At 72.0% G+C, this 15,992-nt stretch carries 12 protein-coding genes; 3 read left to right on the top strand and 9 right to left on the bottom strand.

What is annotated here, in order from left to right; translation table 11 throughout:
• Window positions 1-15 precede the first annotated feature (15 nt).
• On the top strand, window positions 16-609 hold the full coding sequence (locus VM938_07670; GenBank protein ID HVF74912.1) for a hypothetical protein: 594 nt from the start codon (window positions 16-18) through the stop codon (window positions 607-609).
• A 7-nt stretch (window positions 610-616) separates the two neighbouring features.
• Here the strand turns inward: VM938_07670 and VM938_07665 are convergent, their stop codons facing one another.
• The 4 genes from VM938_07665 to VM938_07650 all read right to left on the bottom strand — a co-directional run bounded on the left by VM938_07665 (window position 617) and on the right by VM938_07650 (window position 4,168).
• Window positions 617-2,668, bottom strand: coding sequence for an alkaline phosphatase family protein (locus tag VM938_07665; protein HVF74911.1), 2,052 nt, complete (start codon window positions 2,666-2,668; stop codon window positions 617-619).
• A gap of 97 nt (window positions 2,669-2,765) precedes the next feature.
• Entirely contained in the window at window positions 2,766-3,233 is a 468-nt protein-coding gene (locus tag VM938_07660; protein ID HVF74910.1) for a cupredoxin domain-containing protein, read from the bottom strand.
• A 41-nt stretch (window positions 3,234-3,274) separates the two neighbouring features.
• Window positions 3,275-3,850 carry a response regulator gene (locus VM938_07655; GenBank protein HVF74909.1) on the bottom strand — a complete coding sequence of 192 codons (576 nt, stop codon included), beginning with the start codon at window positions 3,848-3,850 and terminating at the stop codon, window positions 3,275-3,277.
• Window positions 3,851-3,874: 24 nt separating this feature from the next.
• Entirely contained in the window at window positions 3,875-4,168 is a 294-nt protein-coding gene (locus tag VM938_07650) for a hypothetical protein (GenBank protein ID HVF74908.1), read from the bottom strand.
• A 90-nt stretch (window positions 4,169-4,258) separates the two neighbouring features.
• On the opposite strand from VM938_07650, the gene VM938_07645 reads away from it, so the two are divergent.
• Window positions 4,259-5,611, top strand: a complete 1,353-nt coding sequence (locus VM938_07645; GenBank protein HVF74907.1) for an EamA family transporter — start codon at window positions 4,259-4,261, stop codon at window positions 5,609-5,611.
• 8 nt (window positions 5,612-5,619) lie between these two features.
• On the opposite strand, the gene VM938_07640 is transcribed toward VM938_07645, so the two are convergent.
• Genes VM938_07640 through VM938_07630 form a run of 3 tightly spaced genes read right to left on the bottom strand, consistent with a single transcriptional unit; the run spans window position 5,620 to window position 13,127 of the window.
• Window positions 5,620-9,042, bottom strand: a complete 3,423-nt coding sequence (locus VM938_07640; protein ID HVF74906.1) for a UvrD-helicase domain-containing protein — start codon at window positions 9,040-9,042, stop codon at window positions 5,620-5,622.
• Window positions 9,039-12,143: a PD-(D/E)XK nuclease family protein gene (locus VM938_07635; protein HVF74905.1), complete on the bottom strand. Its 3,105-nt coding sequence runs from the start codon at window positions 12,141-12,143 to the stop codon at window positions 9,039-9,041. Before VM938_07635 ends, VM938_07640 begins: the two co-directional genes overlap by 4 nt.
• Window positions 12,144-12,194: 51 nt before the next feature.
• Window positions 12,195-13,127 carry a mechanosensitive ion channel family protein gene (locus VM938_07630; protein ID HVF74904.1) on the bottom strand — a complete coding sequence of 311 codons (933 nt, stop codon included), beginning with the start codon at window positions 13,125-13,127 and terminating at the stop codon, window positions 12,195-12,197.
• Between VM938_07630 and VM938_07625 the strand changes: the two genes are divergently transcribed.
• Window positions 13,126-14,178 (top strand): patatin-like phospholipase family protein, encoded by a 1,053-nt coding sequence (locus tag VM938_07625; GenBank protein HVF74903.1) that lies wholly within the window; start codon window positions 13,126-13,128, stop codon window positions 14,176-14,178. The genes VM938_07630 and VM938_07625 overlap by 2 nt on opposite strands.
• On the opposite strand, the gene VM938_07620 is transcribed toward VM938_07625, so the two are convergent.
• Both VM938_07620 and VM938_07615 read right to left on the bottom strand, forming a co-directional pair.
• Window positions 14,175-15,278: a type IV pilus twitching motility protein PilT gene (locus VM938_07620; protein HVF74902.1), complete on the bottom strand. Its 1,104-nt coding sequence runs from the start codon at window positions 15,276-15,278 to the stop codon at window positions 14,175-14,177. The two genes, VM938_07625 and VM938_07620, sit on opposite strands and share 4 nt — an antisense overlap.
• 199 nt (window positions 15,279-15,477) lie before the next feature.
• Window positions 15,478-15,906, bottom strand: coding sequence for a type II secretion system protein (locus tag VM938_07615; GenBank protein HVF74901.1), 429 nt, complete (start codon window positions 15,904-15,906; stop codon window positions 15,478-15,480).
• Between the last annotated feature and the right edge of the window lie 86 nt (window positions 15,907-15,992).

Raw genomic sequence — 15,992 nt, 5'->3', positions numbered from 1 at the left:
ACCAGGAGGAACACCATGTTGCCCATCAAGACCCTTGCCGCCGTTGCCGCCATTGCCGCGGCCCTCGCCCCCGGCATTGCCCATGCCGACGACCCCCTCATCTCCGACACCGCAGGCGACGCCACCCCACTGGCCGTCTGCGTCACCTGGGCCGAGCAAGGCATCGACACATGTGGGGCTCGGCCGCTGTCGGACCCCACGCTCGACATCGTGTCGGGTGACCTCGACACCACCGGCAGCAAGCTGGTGTGGTCGACGACACTGCTCGACCTCGACGACACCGCGGGGCGCACGTACGGCATGTCGGCGCGCAGCGGCGGCGCCGACCTGGGCGTCCGCTTGGCCGCCGACGGAACCGCCTTGGTCGAGGTGTACAAGATGCACGTCGGCTATGCCTCCGCGCCGGCCGACGTCGTCGTCGACACGGCCACCGACACCGTGACGTGGTCGGTCCCCCTCGCCACGCTCGACGCGCTGCGGGCCCAGGCCTGCCCGGCGTGCGCGCCGATCGGCAGGGGCTCGGTGCTGGGCGACGTCGCCGCTTCCACGTCGGACGGCCGCTGGGGCGACGGTGCCACCGCCGGCCGGACCTACACCATCGGCGGGTAGTCGAAACTCAGCGGGTGCGGGCGGCCCGCACCATGGCAGGCAGCACCCGGCGCACGTACCGGCCCAGCGTGACAAAGCTGCGGCCGGTACGGCGCCGTTCGTAGGTGATCGGGACTTCGCGGTAGCGGAAGCCCTTGCGCAACAGGTCGAGGGTGAGGACCTGGGCGTAGTTGTAGTCGTGGTTGATGCGGGCGACGGCGAGGGCATCGGCGCCGAGCGCTCGCATCCCCGACTGGCCGTCGCTGATGCGGTGCCGGGCCACCGCGGCGGTGAGCAGGGTGAGCAACCGGTTGCCCAGGCGGCGGTGCGGGAGCATCGAGCGGATGGTGCCGTTGAAGCGGGAACCGACCACGTAGTCCGCCTCGCCGTCGATGATGGGCCGGGCCAGCGTCGGCAGTTCGGCGGGGTCGTACTCGCCGTCGGCGTCGAGGAAGGCGGCCACCGAGGCACCCATGGCATGCGCCGTTTCCAGGCCGGTGCGCACGGCGGCGCCGAGGCCCAGGTTGCGGTCGTGGGCCACGACCTTGGCGCCCGCGGCGACAGCGATCGCCGCGCTGTCGTCAGTGGAGCCGTCGTCGACCACCACGGTCTCCCAGTCGGCAGGGACGCGCTCGATGACCGAGGCCACGGTGGCTGCTTCGTTGCGCACGGGAAGGATCGCCACCTTTGGCCCGGTGGCCGGGGTGGGATCGGCGTTGCAGAGCAGGCACGTGCCCACCGAACGCTCGGGGGTGCGCACGCCCATGCGGTGGGCCAACGTGGCGGTGACGTCGAGCAGCGACACCTCGTCGCGCAGCGGTCGCGGCGGCACCCCGGCGCCCCACCAGATGCAGGGCACGTAGCGCTCGGTCGGGGTCCAGTGGCCGTGGCCGCCGATGCCGATGCCTTGGCCGTGGTCGGAGAGCACGCCGATGGTCACGCCATCGAGGCCGCCCCACCGGTCCGCCAGCCAGTCGACCAGGCGCTCCAGTTCTGTGTCGGTCGACTCGATGTGGGCCAGGTACTCGTCGTAGTAGGAGCCCCGGAAGTGGCCGGTCTGGTCGACGCTGAGGGTCTGCACCACCAGCAAATCGGGGTCGTCGGCCTCCACCACTTCACGGGCCTTGTTGCACAGGGCCCAGTCGATCTCGTCGTTGGGCATGACCGCGGTGACCGTGCTCACGTCGTCGCCGAAGGCGTCGACCAGGTGGGCGATGCCGACCATGTGGGCGCTGGGCACGACGTCGAAGATCGACTCGCATTTCACGCCCAGCGAGGGCACGAAGTTGGAGTGCATGCCGTGGACTGCTGGGGGCGCGCCGGTGAGGATCGAACTGAAGCAGGTGACGGTGCGAGCCGGGTAGACGGTCTCGCAGGTGTGGTAGCGGATGCCCTCGGCGGCCAAGCGGTCGAGGAACGGCGTATGGGCTTCGTCGAAACGGTCGTTGCGGCAGCCGTCGATGACCAGCAGCAGGACCTTGCGGCTGGGCGGGCCGCACTCGGCGACGCCTGCGTTGCGGGGGCGCCGGTCGGCGGCGTGGTCGCCGGTGGCCCGGCCGGGCACCCAGGTGACGAGGTGGCGGTGCACCACAGCACCCACGGCCCAGGCGGCAATGCCCGCGGCCAGCAGGGTGGCGGTCGGGCGGGTCGAGTGGCCGACGGCCAGGAGGGCGGCCACCTTGGGCACCTGTTCGAGGAAGTTGCCCGAGGTGGGGTCGGGGTTCTCCAGCACCAGGCGCCAGAAGCGCACGAAGTTGGTGAGGGGCGCGCCCAGCCGGAGGTGGTAGTAGACGGTACCCCACAACACGATGGTGAAGGTGAGGTACAGGCCGAGGGCCAAGGCGGCGGCGCCGAGGGGGAGGCCGCCGGCGACGACGACCACGGCGGCGGCCACCGCCCACAGGATGGCCCGCAGGTGCAGGGGGTAGGCGTGGCGGAACCAGGCCAGGGCGAGGGGCGCGCAGGCGGCGATGCCTGCGAGAGGGGCGCCGGTGACGAGCAGGAGGAAGCCGACGAAGACGAGGGTGAAGGGCTTGCCCTCGTTGAGCACGTTCCAGGCCCGTGCCGCAGCCTCCTCCATCGGCCCGGCCGAGCGGCTGGTGCCCGAGGTGTTGCGATGGAGGATCGAAGTGTGCGGAGTTCCCGCGCAGGACGCGCCGGAACCCCGCACAGTTCGTTTACTCAACGGTGAAGTTCTGGACCATCCCGAGGTTGTCGTGGCGGCCGCCGCCCGAGCCGATCAGGCACTTGGCGGTGTAGCGGCCCGCGGGGATGTCGACGGCGAGCTCACCGCTCTTGCCCGCGTCGACGCCGTGGACCTCGGCCAGCTCCTTGGTGCCCTGCATGATGACGAACTCGTGCTCGGTGGGGCCCTCGTTCTTCACCCGGAAGAGGACCTTGCCCGCCTTGACGGTGGTGGGCATCTCGAACTTGAAGTCGCGCATCACGACGTCGACGGTGGTGGTGGCCTCGGCTGCGGGCACCGTCTTGAGCGTGGTCTCGTGGGCGTGGCTGCCCGAACCCGAGCCGCTGCCGCTGGCCGAGCCCGCGCTGCCCGGACGGTCCTCGCCGCCGCCGCACGCGCCGAGCGCCAACGTGGCCAGGAGGAGGACGGATGCTGCTGCTTTCTTAGGTTGTCCTAACACGTTGGGAAACCTACGACGGGTCAGCGCACTACGACAAGTTCTTACGGCTGCAGGTCGCCGTCGAGCACGCGCTGGGCGATGGTCTTCATCGTCTCCCGCTCGTGCATGGCCGTCTTCTGGATGAACGAGAAGGCGTCGGACTCGGTCATGCCGTGGCGGTCCATGAGCATGCCCTTGGCCCGGTCGACGATCTTGCGGATCTCCAGTTGCTCTTCCAGCGACTTGGTCTGGCTGTCGAGCGCCTTCAGCTCGGCGAAGCGGCCCAAGGCCACTTCGATGGCGGGCAGCAGCTCGCTCTTCTGGAAGGGCTTCACCAGGTAGGCCAGGGCGCCCGCGTCGCGGGCCTCCTCGATGAGGTTGCGCTGGCTGAAGGCGGTGAGGATGAGCACGGCGGCCCGGCGCTCGCCGGCGATCTCCCGGGCGGCGGCCAGGCCGTCGAGGCCCGGCATCTTGATGTCGAGGATGGCGAGGTCGGGGTTGTGCTCGCGGACGAGAGTCACGGCCTCGTCGCCGCGGCCGGTCTCGCCGACGACTTCATAGCCCTCTTCTTCGAGGATTTCTTTGAGATCGAGGCGGACAATGGCCTCGTCTTCAGCGACGACGACTCGGACGGCCACGTGGGTCGCTCCTTGGCTCGGGGGTTAGCGGGGTTCGACCACCAAGCGGTCGAGCAGCTCTCCTTGGAGGCGCTCGAGCTCGGTGATCGTGGCGAGGGCGGCTGCCCGGCTCCGGAGCATGGCGTCGGCGTGCTTCTGGGCCTCGCGGTGCTCCTTGTCGGCCAGCGGTGTCTCCGACACCAACGCCCGGATGCGGGCGTCGTCGGCGGCGTCGTTGAAGACGGCCGACTGCTCGTCGAGCACGGCCAACTCCTCACGGGCGCGGCGAAGGCGCTCGTTCACCTCGAGGAGGCGGCGCTCGATGAGAGACCGGGACATGGCGCGGCCAGTGTAGGCCGGAGGGTCTCCAGGGGGCTCCTTGGAGAATGCGTTTCCGGGTAGCGGCCGGGGCGTCGGTAGGGTCGGGCGGTGCGGCGCGTGCTCCTCCTGGCCTTCATCTGGGGCTGGTCGTTCCTGTTCATCAAGGTGGGCCTGCGGGCCATGACGCCGGGCACCGTGGCCTTCGGGCGCATCGCCATCGGGTTCGTCGTCATCACCTTCGTGATGCGGCGGCGGGGGCTGTCGCTGCCCCGCGACGCCGTCATGTGGCGGCACTTCGTGGTCATGGGGCTCTGTTACGGGGCAGTGCCGTTCACCTTGCTGGCGTGGGGGCAGCAGCACATCGACTCGGCGCTGGCATCGGTGATGAACGCGGGCACGCCGATGTTCGCCGCCATCGCCGCGGCGATCGGGCTGCACGAACGGTTGCGGCTCCCGCAGGTGACGGGGCTGGCGCTGGGCTTCGTGGGCGTGGCGGTGGCGGCGGGGGTTGGCGGCGACAGCCTGGGGTCGTCGTCGTTGGTCGGCGCGGGCGCGGCCCTGGGTGCGGCGGCCTGTTACGGGTTCGGCTACGCCTACACGCAGCGCTACGTGGTGGGGGTGGCGTCGTTGGTGGCAGTGGGCGGGCAGTTGGCGGCGGCCACGGTGCTGACGGCGCCGCAGGCGGTGGTGGGCATCGCCACCCGGGGCGTCGACCTGGAGTGGCGGTCGTTGCTCAGCCTGCTGCTGCTCGGGGTGTTCGCCAGCGGGTTGGCCTACGTCCTCAACTACGAGGCCATCACCGAGGTGGGGCCGACGCGGGCGTCTACCGTCACCTATGTGATCCCGGTCGTCGCCATCACGCTGGGGGTGGTGTTCCTCGACGAGCCGTTCCGGCTGTCGCTGCTGGTCGGCGCGGCGTTGGTGGCATTGGGCATCGCCCTGTTGCAGGACCGGCTGCGCAACCTGCGGCGGGTGCCTGCGGCCAGCGTCTTGCTGGTGGTGGCCATGCTGTTCGTCGGCTGCCGTGACGACGACGGGATGGCTCCGGCTGGTGGACGGGCGTGCGCGGGCGTGGTCGAGGAGCCGCTCGACCCGGGCAGCACCCATCACCTGTTCGCCGGCGGGCCGGAGACCGTGTACGTGACCGACCCGCCCACCTCGGGGCCACACCGCACGGGCGGGCTGCCCACGGGCGCGGTCGACGAGCCCCTCCCCCGCCCGGTGCAGGTGGGCGTGCTCGAAGAGGGACGGGTGCTCGTGCAGTACCGCGACCCGGCCGACCGGGCTGCGGTAGTGGGGCTGGCGGGCGAGCAGGTGGTGGTGGCGCCCAACCCGACGCTGCCCGCTCGCGTCGTGGCCACGGCCTGGCGCCACAAGATGACGTGCACCGACGTGGATACCGACGCCCTGCGCCGCTTTGCCGACCAGCGGGCCGGCCACGGCCCCGGCGACGAGCACTAGGCACCGCGCTACCTCGCAGCCACTGCCTCGGCCACCAGGGCTTTGGTGGCGGCCAGATGGGCGACCGTGCGCTGCTGCGGGCCGTCGCCCGCGGTGAACACCAACTCGCAGCGCACCACGGGGCGCTGCAGGGTGCGCTCCAGCGCCACGGCGTAGGCCGCGGCCTGCGCCCGGTACCGGGCCACGGCGGCGTCGAGGTCGGCGGCGGAGCGGACGGCGTCGGTCTTCCAGTCGACAACCACCAAGCCTTCGGGGGCTTCGTAGAGGAGGTCGACGAAGCCTTCGAGCACGGTGCCATCGAGGTCGGCGGCGACGTAGACCTCCCGCCACGAGCGGCCGGCGGCGGCCTCCTGGGCGGCAGGCGACCGCAGCGCGTTGCGCACGGCCCGGGCCACGTCGGCGGCGCGGTCGGGAATGCCCTCGGCCGCGGCTTGGGCGGCCGCGGCCCCGTCGGCCCCCTCACCGGTGCGCAGGTCGACGGTCTGCAGCACGGCGTGTACGGCCCGCCCGAAGGCGGTGCCCGCCCGCCCCCGCTGCCACGGCGGCGCCTCGGCTTCGGGTTCGTCCTTCTCGGGCTCGTCGTCGACTGCTACCCCCGCCACCTTCTTGGCCACGTCGGTGGCGGCCATCGACGGGAAACGGGCATGGCGCTCGACCAGGGCCGCCCGCTCCGTTTCCCACTGCGCCACCAGGTCGGCGGGCGGCGGGGTCGGCGTTAAGGAGTTGCGCGGATCGGTCACCCGCCGCACGCCGTCGTTCGTTCTCGACGGCCTGCTGCCGTCGAGACGGGCGCTGTGCTCATTGGTCGCCTCGCCTATCGGCTCGGCTCCCAAGTCGAGCCCGTCGGCCGTGGTCACGTCGGGCGGCACCAGCCCTTCGAGGTACACGGCCAGGTGCGGCGCCGACTGCGACTGCTGCCACACCTCGGCCGCCGGGCAACGGGGGCCGTTGTGGTGCACGCCCACCACCAGGTGGTCACGGGCCCGGGTGGCAGCGACGTAGAGCAGCCGCACGTCTTCCAGCGCTTGCAGGACGTCTTCGGTGGCGGCCACCGACTCGAAGCCTGCGGTCTCGAAGCGGGCGCCTTCCCGCCCGGCCCGCACGTGGGCGGTGCCGTCGTCGTCCCACACCACCTGCGTGCCTGCCCCCGGGGCCCCCGCCGAGTGGAGCCCGGCCAGCACCACGATGGGGAACTCCAGCCCCTTGGCTGCGTGCACGGTCATGACTCGCACGGCGTCGTCGTCGGACTCCGGCACCACGCTCTCGATCACCGCCGAGCGCTCGTCGGCCTGCTGCTCGGCCCAGTCGAGGAACCCCCGCAAGGTCGCCCCGCCCGCCTCGACATAGGCACGGGCCTGGTCGACGACGAAACGCAGCCGGTGCCACGCCTCCCGCTGGCGGCGGGAGGCGAACGCGAGCTCCAGCAAGCGCAGTTCGCGCACGGCCTCCTCGACTACCGCGCTGACGCTGGCCCACCACCGCCGCTCCCAGAACCCTCGCAAGGTGGCCATGCCTGCCAGGACGGGGTGGTCGGCCGGGAGCGAGTCGGCGCCGGGGTGGCGGTGGTCCCACCTCCCGCCCGCCAGGACGAAGGCGAGGAGGTCGTCGTCGCCGCACGCCAGCGCGGGCGAGCGCAGGGCAGTGAGAAGGGCCACTTCGTCGGTGGGGTCGTCGACGGCCCGCAGGAGCCCGAGCAGGTCGCGCACCTCGGCCGTGGACCAGACCAGCGACCGGCTCTCCACCCGGTAGGGCACGCCCGCCCCCTCCAGTGCCCGTTCCAGGGCGGGGAGCGACGTGCGCGTCGGCAGCAGCACGGCCATGTCGCGGTACTGCGCGGGACGGTGCACGCGCTGCCCGCCGTCGTCGCGGTCGGCGACGAGCCAACCGTCGGCTTTGGCCCGGGCCACCACCGTGGCCACGTCGGCCGCCTCTGCTTCGCGCACGGTGTGGATGTCGGGCGCGTCGGTGGGACCGCCGACCAAGGCGACGCTCGGACCGGTGGCAGTGGCGGGCCACGTGGCGTCGAGCGGCATGTAAACGGGCTGGCCCGCCGTGGTGCCGTCGCCCATGAGGCCGGTGAAGGCGTGGTTGACCCAGGCCAGGACAGGCTCGGTTGAACGGAAGTTCTGCTGCAGCCGCACGACGGCGTCACGTCCGAAACGGGCCTGCACCTGCTGATAGAGGAGGATGTCGGCCCGCCGGAACCGGTAGATCGACTGCTTGGGGTCGCCCACGAAGAACAGCCGCCCGGGCTCCACGGCCACGTCACCCCACGGCGGGAGCGGCCCACCCCCGTCGCCCGCCGCGGCCAGCGCCACGGCGATCTCGATCTGGAGCGGGTCGGTGTCCTGGAACTCGTCGATGAGCAGGTGGTCGAGCTCGCCGCGAACGGCGAGGCGAACCTCCCCGTTGGCCCGCAGCAGGTCGCGGGCCAGCACGAGCAGGTCGTGGAACTCCAGGCGACCGTCGACCCGACGCCGCTCGGCGCCCGCCAGGGTGAAGCGGCGCAGCCGTTCGAGCAACGGGGGGAACACCTCACGTTTGACCCGCGTGACGAGTCGGGCCCGTGCGTCGTCGGCCGCGCTGCACCGGTCGGCGGCCTCTGCCTTGGTCACGCCTCCGCACCAGTTGGGCGCCTTGCCGAACCGGCAGGTCAGCTTCCGGGGGTCGGCCAACACGGCGAGCACCTCGGACTCGTCGCCCGTGGCCACCATGCGCGCCAGCAGGTCGCGATAGGGCCGCACCTGTTGGTCGAGGTGGATGTAGAGCTTGTCGTCGGGGTCGGCGCACGACGACAGCGCGGCCACGGCATTGTCGAGGGCGTCGAGCACGGGGCCGGCATCGACGGGCCGGCGCTCAACCGCATCGGGGCCGAACGGTGCGTGGAGCCGGTCCCAGTTGCGGTGCAGCTCCCACGCCACCAAACGCAGGTGGGCGGGCGTGAGGCCCAAGGCGAAGGCGGGCGCCACCACCGGCTCCAAGGCAGGGTCGGCCAGCATGCGGTCGAGTTGCTCGGACCACCGGTCGGAAAACGAGACCGACGACTCGGTCTCGGTGACGACCTCGAACCCCGGCGGCAGGCCCGCGTCGAGCGGGTGCGCCGCCAGAATGCGCTGGGCGAAGGCATGGAGCGTCTGGATGGCGGCTTCGTCGACCTCGGCCACGGCTGCCGCGCAGCGATCGTCGCCCGCCGCTGCGGCACGCTCGAGTTCGATGCGGATGCGGTCGCGCAGTTCGGCCGCTGCCTTTTCGGTGAACGTGATGGCGGCGATGCGTGCCATCGAGCCGCCTGCGCGGACCAGGTTGACCACCCGCCGCACGAGCTCGGTGGTCTTGCCCGTGCCCGCACCCGCCTCGACGAACAAGGTGGCGTCGAGCCGCGAACGGATGGCCTCCCGAGCCGCTTCGTCGCTGGGCTGCACCTCGATCACGGCTCTCCTCCCTCGTCGGCACCCGACAGCCGGCGGTAGGGCGCCAGCGACGGGTCGAACTGCACCCGCTCCCACGCTGCTTGGCGGTCGCCCGGGCACACTCGGTCGTAGGGGCAGTACGTGCAGTTGGCGAAGCCCGAGCGCCCGCCTCGGCCGCCGGGGTTGGCCGGGAAGATGCCGCGCTCCACGCCGTCACCGATGGCGTCGAGCACGTCGTGCAACCGCGCCGTGGTGCGGTCGTCGAGCACGACAGGCACCCGCCGGTAGTCGACGGCCGCGCCCACGAACCAGTACGCCGCTTCGACGTGGGCCGCGGGATAGCGCTGCTGCGCGGCCAGCGCGTAGAGCGGGAGCTGGAGCAACCGGCCGGCCTTCACGGGGTCGGCGTCGAGGCCGCCGTATGTCTGTGGGGAACCGGTCTTGTAGTCGAGCACGACCAAACGGCTGCCGTCGGGCGCCAGGTCGACACGGTCGATGCGTCCCCGGAAGGCGACCTTGCGGCCGCTGGGCGTCACCACCTCCACGGCGGGAAGCCCCTCGGGGTCGAGGCCGAAGGCCAACTCCCCCGCTACAGGTACGACGCCGGCCTGGGCACGGAGCTCTTCGTCACGGTCGAGGAGGCCGAGCACGTCGCGGCGGATGCGGCGGCGCTGGCCGCGCCACAGCAAGGGACGGCCGGTGACGCCCCTGCGTTCGGCATCGACGAACAGCTCGTCGAGGATGCGCTCCAAATGCCCTCGCTCGTCGGCCGACCACGGCTGGGCAGGCGACGAGCGGCGCGGCACCTCGTCGAGGAACCGTTCAAGCACGGCGTGGATGAGGTTGCCGCGCTCGACGGGCGTCATGTCGAGCTCTTCTTCGGGCACCAGGGTCTCGGCCACCCGCAGCACGCGTTCGAACAGGAAGCGGCGAGGACACACGGCCCACGACTGCACGCCCGTGGGCGACTGCACGGCGTCGAACACCCCGGCATGGCCGGCGGCAGGCCCGACCATGCCGTTCCAACGCGACAGCCGCGTCGAGCGACGGGCAGCGACCGCCTCCAACCCCAGCGCCAGCCGCGGCTCGCTGCCCAAGAGCGGGTGGTCGACCGCCCGCCCTCCTGCACCCGTCCAGCGGAGCAGCGAACCGAGCCGCACCTCTTGCGACGACCCTGCCACCGCGGGCGAACCGAGCACGGCGGAGAACGAGGCCACCCGATCCAGCCACGGTGCCGGTGGGTGGGCGGCCAGGTCTTCCGAATAGAGCCGACGGCTCGCCAACGACGACGCTGCGTCGAGCAGCCAACGCGACGGCAGGCGCTCGCGTTGGCCTCGGGAGTCGGCCTGTGGGTACGACAGCACCCGTTCGGCCGCGCCCGCCGTGGCCCACAGCAGGTCGCGTCGCTCCTCGGCCCGGCGCAGCGGCGCCTGGTTGTCGTCGCGCAAGACGGCGTCGGGCCGATGGCGCTCGGGGAACGAGCCTTCGGCCATGCCCAGGACGAACACGGTGTCGAGGTCGAGGCAGGCGGCGTCGGCCACCCTGCCCACGAACACCCCGTCGCCGAAGCGGCCGTGGCGCCCGAACGGCGCCCGCAACTGCTCTTCCAGCACCGCCGCAAAGGCAGCCGCGTCGGGCGCAGGCGACACCGCGTCGAGCGCCCCCAGCCCGTCGAGGGCCGACTGCACGGCACGCACCGCTTCGATCTCCTCGTCGGGCCAGCCGGTGCGGTGGCCTTCGCCCCCGAGATAACGGTCCAAGCGACCGCGCGCCCATTCGGCACAAGCCGTCCACGACAGCCGAGCGGGCGGCGAGGCATTGCCAACCAGCTCGGCCATGAAGGCGTCGAGGCGTTCGACATGGTCGAGCTCCACCCGCAGGCCGCGCGCCACCCCGTCGTCGTCGCCTTCGGCGTCGAGCCGTTGCAACCGGTGCTCAGCCATCCACCGGTGGCGAGCCAGCGCGTCGCGCCACGCCGTCGCGCCCGCCACGACGCCGACAGCGCGGGAGAGGGCGTCCCATCGAGGCGCCGGTGCCCGGTCGCCGCCGGGCGTCGCCAGAACCGGCCCGCTGCTGAGCCAGGCCATGACCGCGCTGCGGGAGAACCGTTCGGCCGGAAGGCCGAGCAGCCCCAGCAGCACTCGGCCCGCAGCCGTCTGCGCCAGCGTGCGCAGCGCCGGGCCGCTGTGGGGGATGCCGGCTGCGGCCAACTGCTCGTGGAGGATCAGCGCGTACGGCCGGGGCGAGCGGTACACCACGGCCATGCGGTGCAAGGGCCGACCGTTGCCCAGCCGGGCGGCGACGGCCCGCACGACGGCGCGCACCTCGACCTCCGAGTCGGGGGCCACCAGCACTCGTTCGGCCAGCGGCGGTGGCCCGCCCGCGGGCGGAGGCGGCAGGTCGAGGCGTTCGGCCAGCAGGCGCGCAGGCTCGTCGGCCATGGCGTCGCCGGTGGTGCCCAACAGGACGGTGAGGCGACCGGCGGCGGTTAATGCCCCCACCAGCTGCTCTTCGGCGGCGGTCATGCGGCGCGGCAGGTGGAGCACGACGTGGCCCACATCGGCCAAGGCCGCAGGTGAGCCCCGTGCCACCTCGGCCGCCGAGAGGAACAGGTCGTGGTCGTCGTAACAATCGGCGGTTGCGTCGAGCACCCTGCGCACCAGGCCCGCGAGGTGGCGCCCTCGTTCGTCACGGCGGGCCAAGGCGGCGATGGCCGCCGGCCCGGCCCGGCGGAGCTCGACGAAGGCCTGCTCCACCGACCGCACCGTGGCCGGATGGAGGGCCACGTCGCCGAACGGGCCTGGGTCGTCGGCCAAGGCCCGGCGCACGGCCTCGGCCCGGATGGCCCGGGTGAGCGGGCGCCGTCCCATGCTCGCCAACCGGGGCGCCCCGAGCAGCTCGGCCACCCGAGCAGGGACCAGGAAGCGCACGTTGACCAGCCCGCCCAACAGGGCCGCCAGCACCCGCCGCAGGGCCAAGCCAGCGAAAACCGAAGGCACGGCAACGGTCACCGGTGCCAAGGGGTCGCCGCCCTTGGCCTCGACCACCGCGGCGGCCAACGCTTCCTGCGCAGGCCTGCCCACTTCGACCCATCGAGCCCTCGGGCCCGCTCCCAACGTCATGTGGAACGAGGGTACGCCGGGGGTGAGACAGTTAAACGGGACCGCCTGGCGTCAGCCCGTGGCAGGGGGCGGCGGAGGCGGCGTGCCCTGGTCGAGCTGCCCGGCGCTCACCAGCACGGCATGCGTCGGCCCCCGCACGCCCTCCCGCCGCAGCCGGGCGCTGATCCGCGCTCGTAGCTCGCGGGCCACGGGGTACTGCTCTCGAGGCGCGGTCTTCACCACCATGCGGATGGTGAGGCCGTCGGGGCCCATCGACTGCACGCCCCACACTTCCGGGGGCTCGAGCACCGACTCCTGCCACGCCGCTTCCTCGGCCATGGCGGCCGCTTCCTCACCAATGGCCCGGCTCACGGTGGCCACGTCGACGTCGTACGGGAGCACCACGTCGATGACGGCCCGGCTCCACTCCATCGAGGAGTTGCCGACCGCCCGGATCTCGCCGTTGGGCACGAACCAGACGGTTCCGTCAACGCCCCGGATGCGGGTCACCCGCAGGCTCACGTCCTCCACGGTCCCCTTGGCGTTGGTGCCCACGTCGACCACGTCGCCCACGCCGTACTGGTCCTCCAGAAGGATGAACAAGCCGGAGATGAAGTCCTTGACGAGCGTCTGGGCGCCGAAGCCGAGGGCCACGCCCGCGATGCCTGCGCCTGCGATGAGCGGGGCCAGGTTCACGCCGATCTGGTCGAGCACCAGCAGGGCGGCCACCACCCACAGCACGACCCGGACGAGCCCGGCCAGCGCGTCGCCCACGGTGACGGCCCGCTGCTCGGCGCGGACGGAGTTGGCCAGCATCGGCGTGCGGGTGTGGACGCTGCGGGCGAAACGGCGCAGGGCACGGGCGCCCAGGCGGGACAGGACCATCATGGCCACGACGATGAGGACGATCTTGAGGGGGCGGACGAGCAGGAACTCGCCCGTGCTCGCCCCGAAGTCGTTGAGGCCGATCTTGCGCAGCAGCTGGTAGATGTAGCCGTGCTCCATGCCCCCCAGTCTCGGCCATGGACGGCGCCGCGGCGGCGACCCTCGGCACCGGGTGCTACGCATGGCCATGGCGAGAGTCGGCTTGGTCCTCGGCGCAGGCGGGGTGGTGGGATCGGCCTTCCACGCCGGGGTGCTGAGCGCGCTGGCCGACCACACCGGCTGGGACGCGCGCCGGGCCGAGGTGATCGTGGGCACCTCGGCGGGTTCAGGGACGGGCGCCCTGCTTCGGGCCGGGATGCCCGCCGCCGACCTCGCCGCCGAGGCACTGGGCACGCGGCTGTCGCCGGAAGGCGCTCGGGTCATGGCCCGCGCGGCCGCCGCCGCGGCGCGGGCGGAGGCCCGGGCCGTGCCCCTGCGCCCGCTGCTCGCCCGGGTGCCGCTGCGACCGCAGGTGACGGCGCCGGGCATGCTGGCCCGCGCCGCCCGCCGCCCGTGGGACGCCCGCTTCGGCTTGCTGGCCAGCGCGCTGCTCCCGGCGGGCACGGTGCCCACCGAGATGATCTCCGCGGGCATGGTGCCGCTGTTCCCGGAGGGATGGCCATCGGCTGAGCTGTGGGTCGTGGCCGTGCGGCTGTCGACCGGCGAACGAGTGGTGTTCGGGACACCGTCGGCGCCGCCCGCCCGTGTCGCCGACGCCGTGGCCGCGTCGTGCGCCATCCCCGGGTTCTTCGAACCGGTGGTGATCGAGGGCCACCGCTACGTCGACGGCGGCGCCCACTCCCCCACCAACGCCGACCTGGTGGCCGACGGCGCCTACGACGTGGTGGTGGTGTCGTCGCCCATGTCACGGGCGGGGCGGACGATGAGCGCCCGCATCAGCCCGGTTCGACAGTGGGCGCGACGCGAACTCGACCGCGAGGTCCGCCGGGTCACCCGCGCAGGCGCCGCCGTGGTCGCCTTCCAGCCCACGAGTGCGGACTTGGCGGTCATGGGGTTCAACGCCATGGACACGGGACGACGGGCAGCCGTCACCGCGCAGGCGCAGGACTCGACCCGTCGATGGCTGGACGACCCGCGCAACGCAGGCGCCGCCGCGCTCCTGCGGGCTTAACGGCGGCGGCTGCCGTTGGGGACGACTGCAGGCGGCGTCGGGCGGCGCACCTCGTTGGCGACGAGGGCGTGGCCGAGGGCCTCTTCGTAATCGACCAGCCCGCGGGCGACGAGGTCGTTGAGCGACATCTCCAGCGTCTGCATGCCGTCGTTCTGGCCCGCCACCAACATGTTGCGGATCTGGCGGCTCTTGCCTTCGCGCACGAGGTTGCGGATGGCGTGGTTGGCGACGAGCACCTCGAAGGCGGCGACACGGCCACCGTCCTTCTTGGGCACGAGCCGCTGGTGCACGACCGCGGCCAGGGTGTTGGCCAACTGCACCCGGATCTGGTCCTGGCGGTCGCCGGGGAAGACGTCGACGATGCGGTCGAGCGCTTGGGCCGTGTCGTTGGTGTGCAGGGTGGCGAACACCAGGTGGCCGGTCTCGGCGATCGTGAGCGCGATCTGAATGGACTCCAGGTCGCGCATCTCGCCGACCAGGAGGACGTCGGGGTCTTCCCGCAGGGCGCTGCGCAGGGCCCGCTCGAACGAGTCGGTGTCGTCGCCCACCTCTCGCTGGTTGACGGCCGAGCGCTTGTGGCTGTGCACGTATTCGATGGGGTCTTCGATGGTGAGGATGTGGCACTGGCGGTGCTCGTTGATCCAGTCGAGCATGGCGGCCAAGGTGGTCGACTTGCCCGCGCCGGTGGGACCGGTGACGAGCACCAGGCCCTGCTGCAGGTTCACCAGGCGCTCGGCGACGGCGGGCAGGCCGAGCTCTTCGAAGCTGGGGATGGCGAAGGGGATGAGGCGGACGGCCAGCGCCACCGTGCGGCGCTGGTGGAAGGCGTTGGCCCGGAAGCGGGCCTTGCCCTCCCAACTGAAGGAGAAGTCGACCTCCCTGCCGGTGCGAAAACGCTCGTGGTGCTCCTGGGGCATGACGCCCGCCGTCAGCTTCTCGATGGTCGCGCCGTCGAGCGGCTCGGTGCCGGGGATGGGGGCCAGGGCGCCGTCCACTCGGGCCAGCGGCGGTGCGCCCGCGGTGAGCAACAGGTCGGAGCCGCTGTTGTCCCAGAGGTAGGCCAGGTACTTGTCGAGGGTGGCCGCCGCACGCGTGGTCATTGGACCAGTGTCCGGGTTCGGAGGTTCGGGCGGTACATCAGAATTGATGATTCAGGAGTCAGCCGACAGGCGAGGCGACCAATGAGCACAGTGCCTACGGCGCGTGGCGAGGTGACCTATCTGGGCAACTCCTCAGACGCGACGAAGGGCCCGGCCGCAGCCGAGCCCTTCGTGGGTGTCCCGCCCCGAAATTGTTTAACTAGGTGAGGCCGCTGCAACCTGCCGAGACGGCGACGCCGTCCTTGTCGAGCACGCCCACCGAGAAGGCCGAACCGTCAGCCGAGGTGTACGACAGCTTGTAGTCGCTGCTGGTCGGATAGCTCTTGAGCAGGGCGCCCGACTGCGGGACGACGAGCGCATTGGTGGAGTCGCCCACCGGAGCCTTCGCCGCTGCGTCCCAGACGGTTGCGGTCAGCGGGTACTTGCCGCTCTTCACCTTGACCGCCTCCGCCGACAGCTCGACCGACTTCTGGTTCGTGGTGCAGGAGCTGACAACGGAGTCCTTGCGGGTGGAACCCACGGCGAAGACGACGATGGCGGCGAGAATGCCGAGGATGACGATCACGATGAGAAGTTCCACCAGGGTGAAACCGTCATCACCGCGACGCTTGCGAATCTGCTCGATCATTGCGTGGTCCCTTTCCGAGAGCCTTCCGAGGAGAGGGGACCAAGTTCCCCTGCTCTCCTACGAGTGTGCGACGCCCGCGGTGCCCG

The organism is Acidimicrobiales bacterium, assembly GCA_035536915.1.
Taxonomy (GTDB): Bacteria; Actinomycetota; Acidimicrobiia; order Acidimicrobiales; family JAHWLA01; genus JAHWLA01.
This window is presented reverse-complemented; position numbering and strand designations above follow the sequence as displayed.